The 21285-nt window shown below is 37.6% G+C and carries 31 protein-coding genes and 1 tRNA gene; all 32 read left to right on the plus strand.

Going from position 1 to position 21285, the window contains the following annotated elements:
- Positions 1 to 181: 181 nt before the first annotated feature.
- The 32 genes from EKM69_RS12570 (at position 182) to EKM69_RS01875 (ending at position 21283) form a co-directional block, all read left to right on the plus strand.
- Positions 182 to 310, plus strand: coding sequence for a hypothetical protein (locus EKM69_RS12570; RefSeq protein ID WP_263853845.1), 129 nt, complete (start codon positions 182 to 184; stop codon positions 308 to 310).
- A 74-nt stretch (positions 311 to 384) separates the two neighbouring features.
- On the plus strand, positions 385 to 804 hold the full coding sequence (locus EKM69_RS01745) for a hypothetical protein (protein ID WP_125707502.1): 420 nt from the start codon (positions 385 to 387) through the stop codon (positions 802 to 804).
- On the plus strand, positions 797 to 1141 hold the full coding sequence (locus EKM69_RS01750) for a hypothetical protein (protein ID WP_125707504.1): 345 nt from the start codon (positions 797 to 799) through the stop codon (positions 1139 to 1141). Before EKM69_RS01745 ends, EKM69_RS01750 begins: the two co-directional genes overlap by 8 nt.
- On the plus strand, positions 1138 to 1380 hold the full coding sequence (locus tag EKM69_RS01755; RefSeq protein WP_125707506.1) for a hypothetical protein: 243 nt from the start codon (positions 1138 to 1140) through the stop codon (positions 1378 to 1380). Before EKM69_RS01750 ends, EKM69_RS01755 begins: the two co-directional genes overlap by 4 nt.
- Complete coding sequence (locus tag EKM69_RS12230; protein WP_164505815.1) at positions 1373 to 1531, plus strand: hypothetical protein; 159 nt, start codon at positions 1373 to 1375, stop codon at positions 1529 to 1531. The genes EKM69_RS01755 and EKM69_RS12230 overlap by 8 nt, the downstream gene beginning before the upstream one ends.
- Entirely contained in the window at positions 1528 to 1692 is a 165-nt protein-coding gene (locus EKM69_RS12235) for a hypothetical protein (protein WP_164505816.1), read from the plus strand. Before EKM69_RS12230 ends, EKM69_RS12235 begins: the two co-directional genes overlap by 4 nt.
- On the plus strand, positions 1692 to 1874 hold the full coding sequence (locus EKM69_RS01760) for a hypothetical protein (protein ID WP_125707508.1): 183 nt from the start codon (positions 1692 to 1694) through the stop codon (positions 1872 to 1874). Before EKM69_RS12235 ends, EKM69_RS01760 begins: the two co-directional genes overlap by 1 nt.
- Positions 1864 to 2322, plus strand: coding sequence for a hypothetical protein (locus EKM69_RS01765; protein WP_164505817.1), 459 nt, complete (start codon positions 1864 to 1866; stop codon positions 2320 to 2322). Before EKM69_RS01760 ends, EKM69_RS01765 begins: the two co-directional genes overlap by 11 nt.
- Before the next feature lie 306 nt (positions 2323 to 2628).
- Positions 2629 to 2698, plus strand: a tRNA-OTHER gene (locus tag EKM69_RS12240).
- 561 nt (positions 2699 to 3259) lie between these two features.
- The gene (locus EKM69_RS01770) at positions 3260 to 3451 is read left to right on the plus strand and encodes a hypothetical protein (RefSeq protein WP_125707512.1); all 192 of its coding nucleotides are present in this window, start codon (positions 3260 to 3262) and stop codon (positions 3449 to 3451) included.
- A 100-nt stretch (positions 3452 to 3551) separates the two neighbouring features.
- Positions 3552 to 3848 carry a hypothetical protein gene (locus EKM69_RS01775; protein WP_125707514.1) on the plus strand — a complete coding sequence of 99 codons (297 nt, stop codon included), beginning with the start codon at positions 3552 to 3554 and terminating at the stop codon, positions 3846 to 3848.
- A 23-nt stretch (positions 3849 to 3871) separates the two neighbouring features.
- A complete protein-coding gene (locus EKM69_RS01780; RefSeq protein ID WP_225423807.1) occupies positions 3872 to 4180 on the plus strand; it encodes an HNH endonuclease in 309 nt (102 codons plus the stop codon).
- A gap of 114 nt (positions 4181 to 4294) precedes the next feature.
- Positions 4295 to 4618, plus strand: coding sequence for an RNA polymerase subunit sigma-70 (locus EKM69_RS01785; protein WP_125707518.1), 324 nt, complete (start codon positions 4295 to 4297; stop codon positions 4616 to 4618).
- Complete coding sequence (locus EKM69_RS01790; protein WP_125707520.1) at positions 4605 to 6251, plus strand: terminase TerL endonuclease subunit; 1647 nt, start codon at positions 4605 to 4607, stop codon at positions 6249 to 6251. The genes EKM69_RS01785 and EKM69_RS01790 overlap by 14 nt, the downstream gene beginning before the upstream one ends.
- Positions 6252 to 6266: 15 nt before the next feature.
- A complete protein-coding gene (locus tag EKM69_RS01795) occupies positions 6267 to 7583 on the plus strand; it encodes a phage portal protein (protein WP_125707522.1) in 1317 nt (438 codons plus the stop codon).
- Positions 7570 to 8316: a head maturation protease, ClpP-related gene (locus EKM69_RS01800; protein WP_164505818.1), complete on the plus strand. Its 747-nt coding sequence runs from the start codon at positions 7570 to 7572 to the stop codon at positions 8314 to 8316. Before EKM69_RS01795 ends, EKM69_RS01800 begins: the two co-directional genes overlap by 14 nt.
- Before the next feature lie 3 nt (positions 8317 to 8319).
- Positions 8320 to 9528: a phage major capsid protein gene (locus tag EKM69_RS01805; RefSeq protein WP_125707526.1), complete on the plus strand. Its 1209-nt coding sequence runs from the start codon at positions 8320 to 8322 to the stop codon at positions 9526 to 9528.
- A gap of 174 nt (positions 9529 to 9702) precedes the next feature.
- The gene (locus EKM69_RS01810; RefSeq protein WP_125707528.1) at positions 9703 to 10020 is read left to right on the plus strand and encodes a hypothetical protein; all 318 of its coding nucleotides are present in this window, start codon (positions 9703 to 9705) and stop codon (positions 10018 to 10020) included.
- Positions 10001 to 10348 carry a hypothetical protein gene (locus EKM69_RS01815; protein WP_125707530.1) on the plus strand — a complete coding sequence of 116 codons (348 nt, stop codon included), beginning with the start codon at positions 10001 to 10003 and terminating at the stop codon, positions 10346 to 10348. The genes EKM69_RS01810 and EKM69_RS01815 overlap by 20 nt, the downstream gene beginning before the upstream one ends.
- Positions 10338 to 10709, plus strand: coding sequence for a hypothetical protein (locus EKM69_RS01820; protein ID WP_125707532.1), 372 nt, complete (start codon positions 10338 to 10340; stop codon positions 10707 to 10709). The genes EKM69_RS01815 and EKM69_RS01820 overlap by 11 nt, the downstream gene beginning before the upstream one ends.
- Positions 10709 to 11116 carry a hypothetical protein gene (locus tag EKM69_RS01825; protein ID WP_010019290.1) on the plus strand — a complete coding sequence of 136 codons (408 nt, stop codon included), beginning with the start codon at positions 10709 to 10711 and terminating at the stop codon, positions 11114 to 11116. The genes EKM69_RS01820 and EKM69_RS01825 overlap by 1 nt, the downstream gene beginning before the upstream one ends.
- 14 nt (positions 11117 to 11130) lie before the next feature.
- On the plus strand, positions 11131 to 11742 hold the full coding sequence (locus EKM69_RS01830; RefSeq protein ID WP_125707534.1) for a phage tail protein: 612 nt from the start codon (positions 11131 to 11133) through the stop codon (positions 11740 to 11742).
- 15 nt (positions 11743 to 11757) lie between these two features.
- Positions 11758 to 12144, plus strand: a complete 387-nt coding sequence (locus EKM69_RS01835) for a hypothetical protein (RefSeq protein ID WP_125707536.1) — start codon at positions 11758 to 11760, stop codon at positions 12142 to 12144.
- Between the two features lie 244 nt (positions 12145 to 12388).
- Entirely contained in the window at positions 12389 to 15703 is a 3315-nt protein-coding gene (locus EKM69_RS01840; RefSeq protein WP_125707538.1) for a phage tail tape measure protein, read from the plus strand.
- The gene (locus EKM69_RS01845) at positions 15704 to 16393 is read left to right on the plus strand and encodes a distal tail protein Dit (protein WP_125707540.1); all 690 of its coding nucleotides are present in this window, start codon (positions 15704 to 15706) and stop codon (positions 16391 to 16393) included. It abuts the gene before it with no gap.
- Positions 16390 to 18123 (plus strand): phage tail spike protein, encoded by a 1734-nt coding sequence (locus EKM69_RS01850; RefSeq protein ID WP_125707542.1) that lies wholly within the window; start codon positions 16390 to 16392, stop codon positions 18121 to 18123. The genes EKM69_RS01845 and EKM69_RS01850 overlap by 4 nt, the downstream gene beginning before the upstream one ends.
- Positions 18123 to 18266 carry a hypothetical protein gene (locus EKM69_RS12245; RefSeq protein ID WP_164505819.1) on the plus strand — a complete coding sequence of 48 codons (144 nt, stop codon included), beginning with the start codon at positions 18123 to 18125 and terminating at the stop codon, positions 18264 to 18266. The genes EKM69_RS01850 and EKM69_RS12245 overlap by 1 nt, the downstream gene beginning before the upstream one ends.
- Positions 18267 to 18542, plus strand: coding sequence for a hypothetical protein (locus EKM69_RS01855; RefSeq protein ID WP_125707544.1), 276 nt, complete (start codon positions 18267 to 18269; stop codon positions 18540 to 18542).
- Complete coding sequence (locus EKM69_RS01860) at positions 18543 to 19727, plus strand: phage tail protein (protein WP_125707546.1); 1185 nt, start codon at positions 18543 to 18545, stop codon at positions 19725 to 19727.
- Positions 19728 to 19739: 12 nt separating this feature from the next.
- Positions 19740 to 20141 (plus strand): hypothetical protein, encoded by a 402-nt coding sequence (locus EKM69_RS01865; protein WP_125707548.1) that lies wholly within the window; start codon positions 19740 to 19742, stop codon positions 20139 to 20141.
- A 519-nt stretch (positions 20142 to 20660) separates the two neighbouring features.
- The gene (locus EKM69_RS01870; protein WP_048702651.1) at positions 20661 to 20957 is read left to right on the plus strand and encodes a hypothetical protein; all 297 of its coding nucleotides are present in this window, start codon (positions 20661 to 20663) and stop codon (positions 20955 to 20957) included.
- On the plus strand, positions 20957 to 21283 hold the full coding sequence (locus tag EKM69_RS01875) for a hypothetical protein (protein WP_225423804.1): 327 nt from the start codon (positions 20957 to 20959) through the stop codon (positions 21281 to 21283). The genes EKM69_RS01870 and EKM69_RS01875 overlap by 1 nt, the downstream gene beginning before the upstream one ends.
- Positions 21284 to 21285: the final 2 nt, after the last annotated feature.

The following is a 21285-nucleotide window of genomic DNA, read 5'->3' on the forward strand; positions in this document are numbered from 1 at the left end:
AACACGTCTACAAAAGCTACATGCAATTAATGTTTGAGTGTCATAGTCATTCGATTGAAAGCACTATCGTGTGGATGAGTAAACATTACGGCGAGACACCACAAATATTTAAAGCTGCAAAACGAGAATTAACGGTAGAACAACGTAACGAAATCATACGGGAAATTTTAGGGGGTAGCGAATGTTAAAAACGGACACTATCAACGAACTAATAGGCGTTGATGATTCGTGGAAAGCAGGCATTGGCATTGCGAAGATAAAACTTAAACTAAAAGATTTAACCAGTAAAAGCAACATGAAAAAAGAATAATTGGCTGTTTTTTACTTAAAAATCATTAATTCAAACGGGTATTCTGTTTATATTCAAAATCGGAGGATTAACTAATGAGAGAAATAACTGGCTGGAGTAAGGAAGAGATTGAAGAACTAAAGAAAGGGATATACTCCCGTTACGATTCAATGGCAATGATATACAGCATTGTTCGTGGAAATTCAAACCCCAAACTTTATGCAAAATATATGGACTGTGAACCACAACAATTAACACAAATGGCTAGGGACATCATTGATTTTTATGATGACACTGCAAGATTTCCAGAAAAGAAATATCGTGTGGTTTTACCGGATGAGAATATTTTGATATTTGGCAGGGATGAAGGATATCGCTGGACATTCTGCGTTCGCAGTGGCAGTTTAAGTTATCCGACAATGGATCCAGATGAAACTGTACGGTTAACTAAACAACAAATCGTGGACTACAATCCAGATCTAATGCCATTCGCTGTGGAGGTAGAAAATGACTAGTACAATCGAGAATATAAAAATAGCCCGTGACATTATCGAACGGGACTTATTAAAGAGTTCTGATGATTATGAAACGGGCGTACAGGCTTGTGATGAGGCTATTGCGGAATTGCAACCAGAAACATGTGAGTATTGTGACCCGAAAAATTTAAGGGCATTTGTAATTGATTTCAACGAATCTGTATGTGCTGATACGGATTTGCATACTTCTTTGTATATAGAAGACAAAAATCTAGTCATTGAACAAATTGATGACGAATTCATAGAGCATACACATATAGCATTTCCTATTAATTATTGCCCTATGTGTGGCAGAAAGTTGGAGGTGGAAGAATGATTAAACCGCAAGAATACAGATTAAAACTAACTGATGAAGATATAGATGACTTGTATTGGTTGAGCAAATCAGAACCGTATTTTCATGACGGTTATATTTACGGCTACTTACTGCCATATACAACTGGTTATGCATTAGTTGGTAGACCGATTGAATTAACCGAGGATTATATAAGTCCAGAATTTTGGTTACATATCCTAACACTAGATGGATTGGAAGAGGTAGAAGACGATGAGTGATAGACCTACAGCTAAGCAAAGAGAAAGAGTTCATGAAATTGTTGATTCAACTTTAGATTTATATCATCCAAAAGTAAAAATTGTAACTAAAGCTAATAAAAAGATTATGACTATTGAGGCTGATATTAATGATTACGAGGTGGAACAATGAAATGGTTTGATGATGGGAAAAACTTTGTACGCCTCAATAAAATCGTTTGGGTAGAGGCTTTAGGTGAAGATAAATTTTGTTTTCATCTAGTGGATGGTTCTAAGATTACTTATACGGTAAAACGCGAAGACATATTAGACTTACTAAGAAGGGGCAAGTAATGAAAATGAATAAACTAACAATAGACGGCAACAAGGTAATGATCGGTTATCAAGAAATTGAAAACATTAATTATATTAACGTTAGTTATAAAGATGACGGTTCTTATGATGTGCGGATCGAGTTTAATACTGGTGTAAAGGCTGAAGAACCTACACTACCGACAGCACATATTGACGATTAGAGGTGAGCGAATCATTCAACAATTAAGTAAGAGTAGATTGCTTGAGCTTGAAGAGGACTTTAAAGAGTATCAACAAGTTAATACCAATATTGCTGTGAGAGTTGTTGCTATTGAACATCCCTGGACAGAAAGTGATGGAAATCCAGAGGGTGGTAGATCAAGCATCATCATAAAGCCACAAGAAATTTTGACAATAAAAAAAGACGAAGATAAAGAACTTCAACGCCTATTTAATTTAAAAGATGACTGTGAACGTGCTATTAACAAGATGAGTGATGAGCAGTTAATGATTTATAATATGCGATTTGTCAATAGTGATTATCTAGGGTGGAGAGAGATCGCTGATAGGTTAAATTATTCAGTAGCAGGGATTTACAAGAAAAGATATAGAATTTTAGAATTATTGGCCATTGAAAAAGGATTGATAAGTGTAGACAAAAACGTGTAGTTTTCTACCTTGTCAATGGTGTAAATTGGTAGTATAGCCAAAGGCTAAGGGATAGCCATACTGGCTAAATAAAAATAAAATATTTAACACAAAGACAGCCTGTCTCTAACTGCAGAACGACCTTTAAAAAAAACGACAACGTGAGTAAACACGTTAAAATCTAGCTCAACGCTATTAATGCCTGCTTATGATAACGGCATGGCATTGTGGGGATACTGGCGTACGATAGTGGTTCGATTCCACTGATCCTCATTGGATATACATACCGGGAGTGTATCCATCCCTTATTCATAGAATCCTCCTCGGTGGGATGTATCCAGTGGTGTGGATATACTATACGCTAGCAAGTATGCAGGTTCGATTCCTGCCATCCCAATATTAACTAAGTCACTCTTAACGGGGTGACTTTTTATTTACCCTATGATATTAATCCCCAAATTACTTGATTAATTTATTGCTTTACTACATAATAATGTTGTAAATAAAAAGCCAACACCTAGTGGAATAGGTATTGGCTGGTAGCACCGTGTAAGATGGCAGCTGCTTCCATTATTTTGTTAAAATTTTAAATAACCGAAAACTGGCTAAAGTTTATGACGGTTATTTTTTTTGTATTTTTTTATGATGTGTTTGATTTTTTTAATAGTCTTGGAAGATTCACCTAATAAGAGGTTTAACTCATGTAAGCAAAGATCTAACATAATTAAAAAGTCAAGCGCCATCTTCAATTGATACAACTTGCTATTCCTTTCTCTAGGATGATTTCAAAAAGATTAATTAAATCAATTATTCATCACTATCACTCCCGATCCGGAGCAGCAATACCGCCTTAACTTGCTACAAAATAATTATATCATAGAGCATTACCTTAACCGGTAGTGCTTTTTATTTTGCATCGCTAATTATAGCGGTGCTTTTTTATTGGAGGAAAACGATTATGTTAGTTAGACATTGTAAGCATAGTGGCTGCCATAACTTAGTGAGTGGTAACAGTCCATTCTGTTATGAACACACAGCAGACCTATCAGCATATGAAGAGCGCATAGCGAAGCAACGCTCACACATTAAGAGACATCAGCAAGAGTACAATGCTACTGCTCGTGCTGCTAGCAGTATTAGTAATCATTAGCTTATAGATTTATCGGTTGGAAGGTTGGTATCTCATTAGTTTCCTTAGCTAAGAAAGCTGGTTCGATTCCAGCAACCGAAATAGATTGGAGGTGTGTCATATGAATAGATTCCAGAAGAAACACATCAAGGAATACCTTGATGATAATAAGATGAGCTTAGATGAGATACAACAAGTGTTCTTAGATTCGTTCACGATGAACCAGGTATCTAACGAAGAGGCTGCCGCATTGTTCGTATCATTGATTCGCAACATGATGGTGATGCCACACAATGCACAACAGTTAAAGGACTTGGGTATTGATCCTACTAGGCTGAGCATTGATACAGCTACAGAGCTAATCAACGTGTGGGCAAAGCAATACGTCAAGGACATGTCTAAGGATAGTGATAAGTAATCATGAACCTAATGACTGATAGCATGTTGCATAAGCTAAGAGATTGGATAGCCAATGACGATGTGATTAAGTTCTATCACACGAACGAGTGGCGCAAGGTAAGAACCAAGCGACTCAAGCTAGACCACTACGAGTGTCAGGTATGCAAGTCACAAGGCAAGCACACTCATGCTACTACTGTGCACCACATCAAACATGTTAGAGACTATCCAATGCAAGCATTAAATTTAAATAACACTGAAACTATATGCAGGGTACACCATAATCAAGAACATCCAGAAAAGCTGGAACAGTTTCATAAAGACAAATTTGAAAATGAAGAACGATGGTGAGTAATCCCCCCCGGTCAAACCAAATGGTCAATCCCTTAGGGAACCGAACAACGGGGAAGGACAAAGACTCAACAAAAATATTAATTCTTACATGAGAGGGGGTTTTACAAAAATATGGTAAGAAAGAAGACGATAACAGCCAAGAACCTAAAGGAATCGCTATTAAAGCAACTTAAAATCATGGGCGCTGATACACCGCAATTTGAAGACTTAGTTAATGATTACGTGAGTTTTTATGAAATTAAGAACAAACTAATTCTTGATATTGCGGATCGTGGCGTAAGTATTGAGTGGCGAAACGGTGAGAAGTCTCACGGCTACAAGAAGAATGATTCTATCGCTGAATTAGTTAAAGTTAACGCTCAAATGCTTAAGATTCTGCAACAGTTGCATATTGAAACGATTGAAGGCGAAGTTGAAGACGATGACGATTTCTAAAGTTAAATATCATCCAGCAATTGATGAGTATATGAATGGTGTTTTATCTGGGAAAATCATCGCTTGTAAAGAACAAGTTCAATTGATGCACTTTCTAATCGATAAGTTAAACGATCCACACGCCGTATTAAGAACCGACTTAATAGATGAGGCTTTGGAAAATATCCAAAAGCACTTCGTGTGGGAGTTGCTACCCTGGGAGAAATTCATCCTGGCATTTATCCATGGAGCCTTCTACGACGATGGCAGTTTGATGTTTGACGAGTTCTTAGTTCTCTTAGGTCGTGGAGGCGGTAAAACTGGTTTCATGTCTGCAGAAGAGTGGCTATTAGCTAGTAAACAAGGTATCAGAGATTATGATATTGATATCGTAGCTACATCAGAAGAGCAAGCTACTACTTCATTCAATGAGATTCACGATTTACTTGATAGTAAAGAGAAATATTATAAGAAATACTTTCAATGGACTAAGAAATTGATTAGATACAAGAAAACTAATTCTAAAATTAGATACCGCACAAGCAACGCCAACACAAAAGATGGTGGCAGACCTGGGGCGGTATTTTTCGATGAAATTCACGCTTATAAGAATGAAGAAACCATTAACGTATTTACTTCAGGATTAGGTAAGAAGCCACTCCCACGGAGATTCTATATGACCACAGACGGATATAATCGTGAGGGTTTCTTGGATAATCTAAAAGAAGAAAGCAAGATGGTACTTGCTGGTGAAAGACCTAAACGTCGAATGTTTCCATTCATTTGTAAATTAGACAGTCCCGATGAATGGGAAGACCAGCAAATGTGGGAGAAGGCTAATCCATCGTTGATTTACTTCCCAAATCTAAAACATGAAATGGAATCAGAATTTGAGAAAGCTCATGATCGTGACCAGGCTCGTATCGAGTTTATGACTAAGCGGATGAATATCCCAGCAACTAAAGCACAATCCCCAGTTGCTAAGTGGGAAGATATCAAGGCTACTAACCAACCTACTCCCTCACTACTCGGTAGAAGCTGCGTGGTCGGAATTGATTTCTCGGACACAATGGACTTTTGTGGAATTGGATTATTGTTCAAAATCGATGATAAATATTATTGGAAACACCATTCACTCATCAATTACAAAGCGTTGCAACATAGAAAGTACAAAGTTCCTTTAGATGTCGCTAAGGAGCGTGGATTAATTAAAATCATAGACGATGAAACCAACCAACCTAAATATGTTGTTGATTGGATTCTAGAACAAGCCAAGAAATATGACATTAAAGGTGTTGCAGCCGATACTTTTAGACGAAATTACCTGGAACGGGAATTCAAAAATAACGGCTTTGATGACTTGCTACAAGCAAGAACTGGTATCAAAACACACACAGAGCTAGAGAATACCATTGATGACTTATTCGCCTATCACAAGCTCGTGTATACAGACGATGATTTCATGATGAGATGGTACACAAACAATGTTTATAAAGATCGTGATGAGCGTGGAAACATTGAATACAAAAAGATTGAGCCCAAGTTGCGAAAAACTGATGGTTTTTTTGCTTTCTTGAACGCTTTCCAGTTCAGAGAGATACTAGACGTTCCAGTTGCGACTTATCACAGAACTTTGAGAACACACACTTATTAGAAAGGAGGTGAGCAGTTGGGATTTCTTGATATTTTTAAGAATAATGAACCGATAAGAGTAACAGAATCAGAAAAAACTAAAGAATTAAGAAAAAAACAGTATCAGTTGTTTGAGAATTATATTCAGTCCTCAACTACTAATACTGCTTTTAAACTATATGCGATTCAATTATGTATCAATCGAATTTCTAACGCCTTAACTAAGTGCGACTTTCAGACATTAAAAAAAGGCGAAAGATTCCAGGGAGATACTTGGTACCAACTAAACATTGAACCTAATCAAAATCAGAACGCTGCTGATTTCTGGAACAAAGTTATCTATCAAATGATTATGAACGAAGATGGAGCTTTAATAATTCAATCAAGAATTACAGGAGAGTTATTAGTTGCTGATGACTTTATTATTCACGAATTTGCTTTTAAGCCGAATGTGTATTCAAACATCATGATTAGCAATTACTCAATGAATACCAGTTTTATTGAAAGCGAAGTGCTTCATTTAAAACTCAATAATTCTAAAGTTAAATCTTTATTTGATGGAATATTCGAACAGTATGGATCGCTGTTGAACGGTGCAATTAAAAACTACAACCGTAGCAATGCTATTAAATACGCACTGAATATTGATTCAACGTTTGACCAATTAAAGTCACGTCCAGTTGTTGATGAGAACGGTAAACAAGTGACTGATGAGAACGGTATTCCATTAACTGAATACGATACAGTCATTGATGACTTATTCGGAGAACGATTGAAGGGTGTGTTTAGTGATAAAGATTCAGTCACTCCACTCGAATCTGGATTAACTTTGAATGATTTGAACGCTACCGGTAATAGTAAGTCATCTGGGAGTGCTGCTAATAAGACTACTAGAGATATTTCAGCAATGGTCAGCGACATCGTGGATATATCAGCAGATGCATTTATGATTCCACGAGGCTTATTGAAGGGCGATACAGCCGATATTGACGGTATGACCGATAACTTTATTTCATTTTGTATCAATCCAATTGCTGAACAAATTGAAGATGAAATTAATCGCAAAATGTTTGGTAAGAACAATGTTATCAAACATACATATTGCAAAATCAGAACTGATAAGATTCGAAACTACGATCTAACTAAGATTGCTAATTCAGCTGAGTTAATCAGTCGTATTGGTGTCTGGTCAATCAATGATATTTTGGACTTTATGGATTATGAACCAATCGATGAGGACTGGGCAGACAAACACGTAATCAGTAAGAATTATAGTCTGGTAGAAGACCAGGACGATGATGATTTGAAAGGTGGTGAGAATGACAATGGAGATGGAGAACATGAAGAAAATTAAAACAGTATTTAACGTAGTTGATGCTACCGATGATAAGCCGGCAAGAATGAACTTGTATGGATTTATTGGTTCATCAGCATCATTATGGGGTACCGATGCTCAAGACATTACTACTAAAGGTGTTACCAAATCGCTAGACGAAATTGAAGGCGACACGTTAGATGTCCACATCAATTCAACTGGTGGAGATGCCTTTGAAGGTATTGGAATTTACAACGCTTTAAAACAATCGGATAAAACAATCAATGTTTATATTGATGCGTTAGCAGCTAGTGCCGCATCCGTCATTGCTATGGCAGGCGACACTATTTTTATGCCAAAGAATGCACAAATGATGGTCCATCACGCTGCAACTTTTGAGTATGGGAACGTTCAAGATTTTGAACAAGCCATCAAAATGCTTAATAAGATGGATAATTCTTTGATTGCATCTTATGAAAGTCGATTTAAAGGAACTAGCCAAGAATTAACAGACTTGCTCGATGCTGAAACATTCTTAAATGCCGACGAAGCAGTAGCGTTCGGATTTGCGGACAAGATTCTTGATTACTCTGACGATGACGATAAAGATGAGGACAAGGAACAGAATAATATCAAATCCTCATTATTCGCTAAGTATGGAGATAACAAAATCGTTGCTAATGCTAACGATCCAGAACCTGTTGAACCAATCAATAAACCAACAAACCTAGCTGATAGATTAGCTAATTTAATCGCGAAAGAAGGAAATTAATAAATGAAAAATTTAGATTTAGATAATGAAAAACTAAAAGACTCACGTGTGGCTATGTTTAATGCACTACGTGATGGAGATGAAAAGGCTCAAGAAGAGGCATTTGGAAACTTCGCTCAATCATTGCAAGACACAATCAGTGCTGATGCGTTCAAACAAGTTAAAGAAATGAATACTGAAATGAATGATGAAAAGGTGCTTGAAGCCCGTGGAATTCGTAGACCGATGACATCATCTGAAAGAAAATTCTTCGCAGATGCCGCTAAGAAACAATCTTTCGAAAACTTGGATGAAGTTCTACCCGAAACAGTCATTGAAGACGTTCTATCACGTATCACAGAAGAACATCCATTGCTTGCTGCTATCGATACTCAACCAGTAACAGCATTGATGAAACTTATTTACGCTGATCCAACTAAGAAGACTGCTTTCTGGGGTAAAGTTCCAGATGATATCAAGCAAATCGTTGAAGATGGTTTCAAGCCACTCTCACTAGAATCAAGCAAACTATCTGGATTCATGGCAGTTCCAAAAGGTTTCTTCAAACTAGGTCCATCATACTTAGCACAATATGTAATTACATTCCTTGAAGAAACAATGAGCGCAACACTTGAAACTGCTGTTGTTTCTGGTGATGGTAACTTGCAACCTATCGGTATGACTAAGAAGCTTTCTGGCTCAACAGATGGTGTATATCCCGATAAGCCAGCTATCAAGTTGAATGACTTGAAGCCACTTTCACTAGCTGGAATCCACGCAGCTTTGACTAAAGCTAAGACTGCTAATGGTCCAATCAGTGCCATCGTTAACCCTATGTCCTACTGGGCTAAGTTGTTCCCACAACTAGCTGTTAACGACGCTGACAACAACTGGCACTTAATTGCATTGCCAACTGGCGATACTATCATCCAATCTTATGCCGTGCCAGAAGACAAAATCGTGTTTGGTTTCACTAAAAACTACATTCTAGGTGTCTCTGGTGCTGTGGAACTTAAGGAATATGATCAAACACTAGCAATCGAAGACATGGACTTATACATTGCTAAATTCTTTGGCATGGGTGTTGCTAAGAATCAAAATGCATTCTTCGTAGCCGATATTTCAGGTATGGAAGGTGCAACTATTCCCGAACTTGAAGGTGCTCCCGATGTTAAGAGAGCCGGGAAAATTGGCGATGTGAGTGAATCCACTGACAGTGAAGAGTCAAAATAGAAACGCCGTCTGAGAATGATGGCGCCTTTGATACGGCTGGGACGGTTAAGCCAACAGCTAAACAAACAGTAGCCGAAATTAAAGCTTGGTTAGATAATCAAAAGATTGACTATACCGGCAAGACTACTAAAGACGACCTATTAGCATTAGTACCCACAGAATAGAGGTTAACGAATGAAATACGAAGTTAGTGATGAGCTGTTAACACAAGTTAAAAGTGAGCTTCAAATTTCTTTTGATGAACGTGATAACAGTTTAAGAAAAGCCATAAAACGTGGCATGGCATTCATCACCAGTAGAGCAGGACCAATCAACTTTGCTGGTGAATCAGAAGCATCAATAGTCGCTAATGATTTACTAATGAACTACTGTCGCTACTACTGGGACGGCTACAGGCAGATGTTTCCTGTGGACTATCAAAGTGACATCCTACATTTACAAATCGTTAACGGGGTAGCTAGGGGGTCTATTGATGAAAAGACGACTGACTAACTACACTGACGGTGTTTTAAGGTATGGAACTATTAAAACTAAGCGTAATGAATTTAAAGAGAAAATTGGGTTTGAATTAAATGAATCCGGCTTTCTCTTTTTTGATTACAAACAAATTCGACAACAGGATGAGAACATTTTCAGTAGTGGTAAAGATCAATCGTCTAATTTAAAAGTTGAAACTTATTACGTTCCAGGAATCGACAAGCAGATTCACAAAGCTGTCATTAATGGTAACTACTACGAGATTGAATATATCGACTTATCGACCGATAGGAAACATATGTTTTGGTATCTCACTAAAGAAGGTGTATTGAATGAAGTTTAAAGATTCTTTAAAGCTCGATAAGTTCATCGAAATCATGAACGGAGAAGATTATCCACTGTTTGATACGTCAATTGAAAAGGATGAAATTACGGCTAACAAGTCGTTTTTTATTTATTCAAAAGACGGTGAGATTACACCAGCCCAGGAGAATCATAATCAATTTTTACAAAAGTTCGTTCTGTCTTTTGTTACTCGCAACAACTCTCAAGTCGATGTTTTACAGCTTGCAGACAAGCTGACTAAGGCACGCCTTAGATTCACAGGCTCAGAGATTGATGACGGTAAATTCACTGATACAAACGAAGATGCCAAGATGATTACTTTGAACTTCGTTCATGTGATTAAAGCAGGTGACTGGTAATGGCTGAATTCTTTTTAAACTATGACAGTTCAAAAGCCATTCAAAATGAAATGGCTAAGGTTCCTGATCGTGCCGAAGATGCTGTTAATAAAGTTTTACATACATATGGCGCTAAACAAGCAATTCAACAAATCGTTAAGTTTATGCCTATGTCAAATAGAAACAAAAAACACGCTAAGAATTCTAATCCACTTAAATCAGACATGATGAACTTGGGATTTAGAGTTTATGCACGCGGTGGAGCAGCGAAGAACAAGGGTAGTTTCGGTTACCTGGTGTTTCCAAATGATGGTATTGGACCACATAACCTTATTGATCAAAGGTTCTTTGAACAAGGTGGGGAAGCTGCTTCAAATCCAATTTTTAGAAAAGTTATGGAAGCGTTAGAAGACGCAATGAAATTATAAAAGGAGAAATATATATGGCTGAAGAATTTACAACGTTTGACGAATACAAAGTTACAGATGCCGGTATTAAATGGTTTGAAAATGGTGCTTATGTCACTCCCTCAGTGAAGTTAGGGTGTACAGGAAAGCTTGAAATTGAAACTACATTAAAGACAGTAATTAAGAAATGTGAAGGCGATACAGTTCGTTCTGTGGATATTCCTACACAACTTAAATGTAAATTTACTGGTCATTTACCAGTTGAAAACCTTAGAAAAGTTTGGGGACTTAATACAAAGGGCTTGAAGAAAGGCGTATTTGCTTATGGTACTGATTCACGTCAAGGCCGTGGAATTATGTCATTCGATGTATTAGATCTTGATGAGGAAATGACAATGCTTAGAGCATTTCCAAACATGCAATTTTCAGGTGGTATGACTTGGGAACTAGAAAATGGTGGCGAGGAAATTGCCGAAATCGAACAAGAATTCATTGCCATGAAAGATGTCAATAACAAGTTCTTCTATGAAGCACTTAAGAGCGAAGTTGAACCTGATGTTGCTGATAAGTGGCTAACAGATTTCACACCGGAATTAGTACAAGCAACTTCCACAGATGAAGGTACAGATGAAGGTACAGTTAAATAGTAGAGGAGTCTTAAAATGATTACACAAATTACTTTGAATGACGGCAAAACTGTCAAAGTTAAGCCAAAAATCTCAGTCCACGCATTGAGAGAATTCCAATCAAAAGGTTTGCTTCCTAAATCATTACTTCAAGCATTTGTTGGTGCTGATAAGGAACCGGACAAGATGGAACCTTATCTTATCAACGCTGCTTGGCTTGCTTATGTGAATGGCAACCCTGGGACAACAATGACACAAGAACAATTTGAAGATAAGCTAGACCTTAACTTTGAATTGTTTGGCAAGATTCTTGTGGACATGATTGGTGATGTAGCCGAAAGCGATAATAAACTGGCAAGCAGTTTTAAACGTTCAACAAAAAAAGGAAGTCGCAAGGACAAGAGAAAAAGACACCAAAACTAGTAATAGAAAACGTAGAAGACCTATATAGCTTCTACGTTTTTTTTATAGGGTTGGATCCTGTCGTTGCGGAATACTGGAATATCGATAGTTTGACAAAACTAACAATTAATAAGATTGCAATTGAAAATTATTTGAATTCATAAAATAGAAAGGAGGTCATCTAAGGGCAAGCAAAGAGATTCAACTTGAATATAAGTTAATCAATCAGCAGTTTAAATCGGCTATTAAAGAAAATAGCAATGCCATGACTTCTTTAAATAAAGAGTTCGCATTGCAAAAAGAACAGATGAGAAATACCTCATCTGAATCTGAGAAGTTAAATGCCAGTTTGACTAAGTTGAATAGTCAATACGAACTTGCTAAGAATAAGACACAGATTACAGCCGAGGCATTAGAAAATGTTAAGCGTGTAACCGGTGAGAATTCAGAAGAAACTCGTATTTGGACTAACAAACTTTTAACTGCTGAGAAACAAGAAGAATCGCTCAAAAATCGTATTCAATCAACTAATGCCAAGTTGAAAGAAGCTAAAACAGCAGAAAGTGAAGCGGCTCAAGCATCTCAAAAAAGACAAGCTGCTTTAAAATCACTTGCTTCAGAACAGAAATCACTTGAAACATCTTCTAGGAATTTAACCAAGGAATACCAATTAGAAGTTGCACAACTTGGCAATAACGCCAAAGCTAGTGATAAAGCAAAGCTGGCCAAGCAATATTATGCCAAGCAAGAGAAGGCAACCGCTGAGCAAGTTAAGAACTTAGAGAAACAACTCTCTCTCGCTAAGAAGGAATACGGCGAGAATTCTCAAGAAGTTCAAGAGTTAAACAGCAAGTTACTTGATGCTAAGAAGGCTAACCAGGAGTTTGCTAACTCCTATGCCGACTCTACTAACAAAATGAAGAACTTCGGTAATGCTATGACTAGTGCAGGCAACAAATTGAAGTCTGTCGGTCGTGGTATGACTGTTGGTGTCACTGCTCCAATCGTAGCTGGTGTTGCCGCATCAGTTAAAGCAGCCAGTGACTTCGATAGTGCATTTACTGGTGTTAAGAAAACTGTTGATGAGGTCAAAGATTCAAACGGCAAAGTCAAAGTTTCATACAAGGACTTAGAGAATGGTATTCGTAGCATGGCTAAGACTATCCCAGCTACTACTACCGAGATTTCACACGTAGCGGAAGCTGCTGGGCAATTAGGAATTAAAACACCTAACGTCTTAAGCTTTACCAAAACTATGATTGACATGGGACAAGCAACCAACATGTCATCAGAAGATGCCGCTACTGCATTAGCTAAGTTGGCTAACATTACCGGTATGCCACAAAAGAACTTTGATCGTTTAGGCTCATCGATTGTTAACTTAGGTAATAACATGGCTACCACAGAATCGGATATCGTGGACATGTCACTTCGTTTAGCTGGTACTGGTCATCAGGTTGGTTTGACTGAATCACAAATCACAGGTTTAGCTGCTGCTATGTCATCTGTAGGTATTCAAGCAGAGGCTGGTGGTGGTGCCATGTCCCGTGTCATGCAAAAGATTAATACTTCTGTTGCTAGTGGTGGCGATTCACTAGACAAGTTCGCCAAAGTTTCTGGCATGTCCTCATCCGAATTCAAGAAGCACTGGAAAGATGATGCCTCGGGTGCCATTGTCGAATTTGTTAAAGGACTTGGAAAAGCAAAAGCAAGTGGCAAAGATGTCACTTCTATGCTTAAGGATATGGGTATCAATTCCACGCAAGAAATTGATACTATGCTACGTCTTTCAGGTGCTGGAGATACATTATCAAAAGCACTTAAGATTTCTGGCGATGGCTGGAAAGAGAACTCAGCTTTAACACAGGAAGCCGAAAAGAGATACTCAACTTTCAGCTCAAAACTAAAGATTGTTAAAAATAAGGTTTCTGATTTAGGTATTGAATTCGGTGGTCCTTTGATGGACGCACTAAGCAATGTGCTTGATGCCTTGCAACCTGTATTTAAAGTTCTTGAAAACGTGGCGAAAGCATTCAGTAATGCAAGTCCTGAAACACAGAAATTTGTAGTGGCACTTGCTGCAATTGCGGCAGCAGTGGGGCCAGTAATAGCAATTGTTGGTTCACTACTAGGAGCGCTAGGGTCGATTGCTACGGCTTTAGGTTTGGCAGCCACATGGCCGGTTGTTTTGGTGGCAGCGATAGTTGCGGCCGTCACAGTCATTGTTACCTATATAGTTACTCATTGGGATCAAATCAAAACAAAGACTGAAGAGGTCTGGAATGCAATTTCTACGACAATTTTAAATGTCTGGAATTCGATAGTTCAAGGTGCATTGTCAATATTTTCTAGCTTAGGTGCGTTTTTTAGTTCGATTTGGCAAAGTATTTCTACCACCGTTTCGAGCGTGTGGACGGGAATAGTCACATTCTTAACGACGTTGTGGATGAATGTAGTCACTGTGGCATCAACGATTTGGGGAACTTTATCCAACGTATTTACCGTGATTTTTATGACTATCCAGTCAGTTATCCAAGGCGTGTGGACGTTTATAAGCTCTTGGCTCCAATGGACATGGCAAGCCATAGTTGCACTAACAGCTCCAATCTGGCAACCTATAGCCACATTCTTTAGTAATTTGTGGCAAACAATTTCCACAGTTGTTCAATCGGTATGGCAATCTATAAGCTCATTCTTATCGAGTTTATGGAATTCTATAACTTCAATCGCTAGATCAGTTTTTACAGCTTTATCTAACTTCTTTAGCACAACTTGGAATGCCATTAAGTCAGTTACAAGTTCAGTTTGGAATGCTATTAAATCCGTTATTACAAATATTTGGAACGGAATTAAATCGGCTGTAACTTCGGTGCTAAATGCTGTTAAATCAGCGGTTACTAACGGGTGGAATGCTGTAAAGTCTGCTACATCTAGTACTCTAAACGCCGTAAAGTCCGTTGTATCTAACATCTGGAATGGAATCAAATCAGCAATTTCAAGTGTTGTTAATGCAATCAAGTCATTAGTAAGCAATGCTTGGAATAATATCAAATCTGTAACATCAAGTGTATGGAACGGGATTAAATCAGCAATGGTTGGTCCAGTTCAAGCAGCTAAATCAACGATTTCCGGAATCGTTGATGCGATTAAAGGGTTCTTCAGCTCAATGCATTTAAGAATTCCTAAGATTAGCTTGCCACCATTGCCACACTTCCATTTACGCGGAAAGTTTAGCCTTAAACCACCATCAGTACCACACTTGTCTGTAAGTTGGAATGCTATTGGTGGAATCATGAAGGCACCAACCATTTTTGGAATGAACGGCGGTAATTTACAAGGCGGTGGCGAAGCTGGTCCAGAAGCTATTTTGCCATTAAATTTCAAAAACTTATCAGTGATTGGTAATCAAATTGCGCAAGCAACCGATGAGAAAGCCAAACAATCAGTAGTTCAGAACATTCAAATGACTTTCAATAACACAGTTAGAAATGACAACGATATTGATGAGATTTTCGAACGTGCTGACGATTGGATTGGTCAAAGAGGTAACAAATCTAATTTTGGCGTTAGGGGGTATTAAATGACACTGCACATGGTAATTGATGGAGTTTATGATTCAGACATGCTGTTAGCTGTCGAAGACCGACCAGCTCTATCAAATCCAAATTATGAGTTTGAATCCGATTATGTAGACGGTAGGAACGGAAGTTTAAGCCGATTGAAATATATCAAGGATGTAACTCAAAAAGTAAAATTCAATATGTTGGAAGATTTCAACGTAAAAGAAAAGCTACGACACATAAAATCGTGGCTTTTTAACTGTAAAAAAATAAGATTCGATGACGACATTGTTTATCGTAAAGTTAAATATGTCGAAATTGGAGATATCGATAATGAAATCGCTGAGTATGGATCGTTCGAAGTTTCATTTATTTGTGACCCGTTTGAATATCACGTCGGTAATGATGAGGTAACCATTGTCAAAGATGGAATCATTTTCAATCGTGGAACTATCTACTCGCTCCCAAAACTTGAAATTATGGGGAGCGGTGAGGGAGTCGTTACGATTAATGACCAAGCTATTGAACTGAACTTGACCGTAGAACACGCCTATATAGACTCTGAAATTCAAGAAATTTATAAGGATAACACGAACTTAGGTTTGTCGATGGTTGGCGATTTTCCTAGATTAATGCCTGGTCAAAATGACATAAAAATTAGTGGCGACTTCGACACTGTGAAATTTAACGTAAGGGAGAGATATCTATGATTAGACTATTTCCCGAAGATGCAACAGAAGAACAATTCAAAACTAATGGTATTGCTGTCTTAGATAGTGGTATCAAGAACAATTCCGTAGAGTGGACTAAAAACGGCATGTACAGTTTTGACTTTGATTATTTTAGCGAAGAGAAATACAGCGGAATAATCAAAGGCGATATGATCGTGGTCGCTCCCACACCACTAGGTGAGCAACCTTTTCGAATCCATAAAGTTACCGAACAAATCGGGTTCTTAAAAGTCGAGTGTTATCACTTATTTTATGATTTAGCATCTAACCTGATTGAAGATTCTAACTTCGTTAATTCAACTGGAGCCACATTAATGGATAGATTCAATGCGGCTTTTCAATATCCAACGAAATTTAGGTTTACATCCGACATTGATAAGGTTGCAAATTGCCGAATGGTCAGAATGAATCCAGTCCAAGCATTGCTCGATACATCTAAAGATAATACATTCCTAAATCGTTGGGGTGGTGTTATCTCACGTGATGGCTATGACGTGAAGATGCTCAAGACGATGGGTGAGGATAGAGGATTCAAAATCACTCATGGCAAGAACCTAAAAGGATATACGTATCAAATTGACTGGGAGCCGATGGCAACTAGAATCATGCCGATTGGATTTGATGGCTTGATGTTGCCTGAGAAATATGTGGACAGTCCACTAATTGATAAGTACAAAAATATCAAAATCAAAACAGTTAACTATCAGGACGTCAAGGCTGAAAATTCTAACTCTCAATTTAATCAAGATGGTGCCATCCCTGTCGATCAAGCTTATGAGAAACTAAGAAGTTTAGCCAAAGAAGAATACAGCAAGAACGAAGCTGATAAGCCTAGTATCAATATTAAAGTTCAATTTAAGAACTTGGGAGATACCAAGGAATACAGCCAGTTCAAGAAACTGGTTGATGTTAAACCGTTAGATATCGTCCACATTCAAGTGAGTGATTTTGATATTAAAGACAGCGTTATTAGTTACAAATACGATGCCTTAGCCAGAGAATACACAGAAGTAGAATTAGGCACGATTGCTAGAACTGGAATATCAAATAAAGCTAATGAAATTGAGACAAAGGTTAATGATGTTAAGACTGACGTTGATAACACTCAAAAAGATTTAAATGATACTAATAAAGATGTTAGCGATGTTAAAGATGACGTTTCTGATTTACAGAGTGCCGACAAAGATAAGCAGCAATTGATGGATGAGTTAAAGAAGAAGGTTAATGATACTAAGGATGACATGTTAAGTTATATCAACGGTAGTGGTCGTGATGTAATGAGATTCCTTCCTAATAGAGAAAACCCAACGGATATTGTTGCTAGTGAATCGGGGGGTAACTATGGAATGCGTTGGAATTCTAAGGGTATTTACTATGATGGAAAAGGTACGGTAGCTATTGATAACCGTGGTAACGTCTATGCGGATAATTTCGTTGGTCAGTCAATTACAGGTATTTATATCGATGGTGGTGAAATTCATGGTGTAAGTATTACTGGTGATACCGGTCTTGCTTTAAGTTCTGGATCAACCAAAACATCAGTCACTAGCTATGGTATTTCAACACCTAATATTACTGTTCATGATATTGATGGCATTCATGGAATGGCAACTGAAGCTGGTGGTTATATCTGGGTAGATGGTGCTAAATTAACAGGTACAAGTGATGGAAATTTATTAATCAATGGCAGAAAGGTGCTAACAGAATAATGAGTTCAAATGTAGATGCAAACGAAGTGATTAAAGATATATCTGAAAAGCTGGCTAATATGCAGGTTGAGAATTCTGTTTTGTTTATCGAAAATAAACATCTCAAAGAAGAAAATGAAAAATTGAAAAAGGAGCAAAAATAATTGGCAAATATTTATATCAAAACCAACGAGGTTGGAGCCGTAGTTGATTATTTTAAATCAGATGGCGATTCCAAATATAGTTTCAAGCTGTTTAATGATTTTAAGCCAGATGAAACCATTATCGAACAAGGATATACATATGCTCATTTAATTGATTTGGAATATCCGTTATTTGAAAAGTTGCATGATTACTATACATATTTTGATGGTCAACTTCATAGACCTTTTAATTTTGATAGAAGTTTAATTAATAATATTTTGAATGGAGGTAATTAAATGAGTTTACAACCAATTATTCTAGATACAGACAAGACAACTCCAATCTATGAGTTGCCTTTGAAAATTAGACAAGGAGACACAGGCGACGAGCTACAAGTTACTTTAGGAAAGTCATTCGAAAAGTACACTGATTTATCTACGGTTGACATTGAACTTATTGCCGAAACACCCGACCAACGACTAATTAAGACAGCCGTGACTGATAAGTCAGGAACGACGTTCAAGATTAAGTTTGTAAATGAGATGTACGCAAAGGCTGGCGTATTCAGAAAGATGTATTTCAAAGTGGGAAATGATTCCACATCGGATATTAAGCTAGTCGTGCTACGAGGTATCGGATCACTAAGTGACACAGGTAATTATATCGATGACTTTGAAACATTACTCGAGCAAGGTCAATCTTACCTTTTCGCCTTAAAGAACATTGCCGATACTGGCAATTTGACGATTGATAGGAAAGTCGCTGAACTGACTGGCAAGATGACTGACTTCGTTAATCAAGCTCAAGAAGACTTGGATGCTGCTAAAACGGCATGGAACACATTCCAAAATAATTCAGAGACGGCGGCAAGTGATCAAAGAGATGGGTTTGATACAGACTACGGCAAGCAAAAAGCTGATTTTGAAACTAGATTTAAATCTTATTTGGACAAACTTCAAGATGATTACGATTCATTTAAATTGACATTAACTACTGATGTTAGTGACTTAAATGAGCAATTAAATCAAGTAGGTACTGACGTATCAGCATTAGATGCCAAAGCTGATGAAATTTCTGGAAAACTGCAGGATGTCGATTTAAGTCAAATGGCTACCAACGAAGCTAACATCACAAAGTTGCAAGCTGATTTTGAAACGAATAAAGCCGATGTAAACAGCAAGATTGCTACAGGTGTTGGACAAGCCAAAACATACGCCGAGCAAAGTATCAAGGATATTATCGGTGCTGCTCCCGATACGCTAGACACGATTGCGGAATTAGCGGATGCCGTAACTAAAAATAAAGACGGTGTTCAAGCTATTAATGAAGGAATTACTAAGAAAGCCAACAAGACGGACGTTACAGCATTACAGAACACTGTTCAAGCTATGATTACTCCAATCAGTCAAGCCGACTACGATGCGTTAGTTAGTGCTGGAACTGTTGATCCAAAAATTTTGTATGTGATTCCTGATGCTTAAGGAGGTATCTAAATGAATTTAAAAATTGGAGGTAGCAACGTGGGTAAAATTATGTATGGCGGTCAAGAGTTTGGTGGTAGTAAAATGTTGGAGAGTGGAACCATTCTTTTGTTTTTAGGTGCGAACAACAAATGGACTTCGAGAAGATTGGGTTTAGATTTTAATAAGTTTATTAATCGCAATTCAATTACTTGTAAAGCTTTTGGAGTTGAAAAAGATTGGAAAAACGTCTCTAAAATAGGCGTGTATGTGGAGAATAACGACCCTGAAATTATTGATATCTCAGATTTAAAAAATGGTCCATGCAATATTTCTGGTGGGAATATCACTGTAAAATTAGAAGGAACTGAATTGACTTTCATATCCGATACATTCTCCTACAGCCAAATTCTTGTAGAAGCAAACAATGAGTAAAAGTGAGGAGATGATTATTTATGAGGAAGCTATATCTTAGCAACGGCGATAAAAAGTTTAAATTTGCCGATACCACAACTGAAATACATTTTGCCACTCATTAATTCTGTAGAATTCTACTAAAGAAGGTGACAACATGAAATACGTGCGAGAGAACAGGTTCTGGACTATCACGGGATTGGAGACTTTTATTCTAGGAATGTTATTTGGGCTTGAGAATAATTTCATTGATCAATCCCCGCACATGCCCGTATTCGTCAAAGTCGTGGATGACCCACCGTTTGCTATCGTGTTAATGATTGTGGGATTCTACGTTACACTCATATCATTGTCGAAGCACTTTACAGAGGCAAACAAGGCAGTTGTTACATTTACACTTCTATTTATTTGGACCTTCTATTTCATAATCTTTCTACTACATGATATAGTTGGTCCTTTTACTATCCCCAGATACACAACTATAATCACAGGTTTCATAGTATTTCGTGTGATGGTTGAAGCCGTTTGGGGCATACCACGTTGAACGATACGCTGAAAATTATTATCTCGGCTATTGGTGGTGCTATCGTGTCGGGTGTGTTTGGCGTTTGGGGACAGAAGTTAAAGAACACTAGTTCAAATGAATCTGTATATGCTGAACACACCGACATCATGTGGGATAGATTAGATAAGATAACTGATGAACGGGATGAATTGAAAGAACAAGTTATAAAACTAAATGCAAAAATTGACGAACAAAGTAAAATCATTGATCAACTAACAAGGCAAATGAGTGCCTTGAATAGTAAATTTCAAGACTGGGAAAGTGAGAATTAATGGATTATATTATAGGAATGAATTTAATAAATTCAGCTGAATTAGTCATTATGGCGGTAATTGTTTATGCAATTACTCAAGCATTAAAACAAACTAAAATTAAAAATACCTACATGCCTTTTATCGCAATGGCTGTGGGTATTTTTTCTGGATTGATTATTGGATTGATTTTCCACGAGCAAGAACTGGGCAAGGCTTGCCTTGCTGGTTTCCTAGTTGGTGCTTCCACAGCAGGACTATTCACTGGTATCAAAGGTGTTGCTGGTGGATATTCTACCGAGTGGAAACCAACTAAAGAACAAAAAAATCTGGATATGAAAGGATAGAA

Source organism: Companilactobacillus zhongbaensis (assembly GCF_003946515.1).
GTDB lineage: Bacteria > Bacillota > Bacilli > Lactobacillales > Lactobacillaceae > Companilactobacillus > Companilactobacillus zhongbaensis.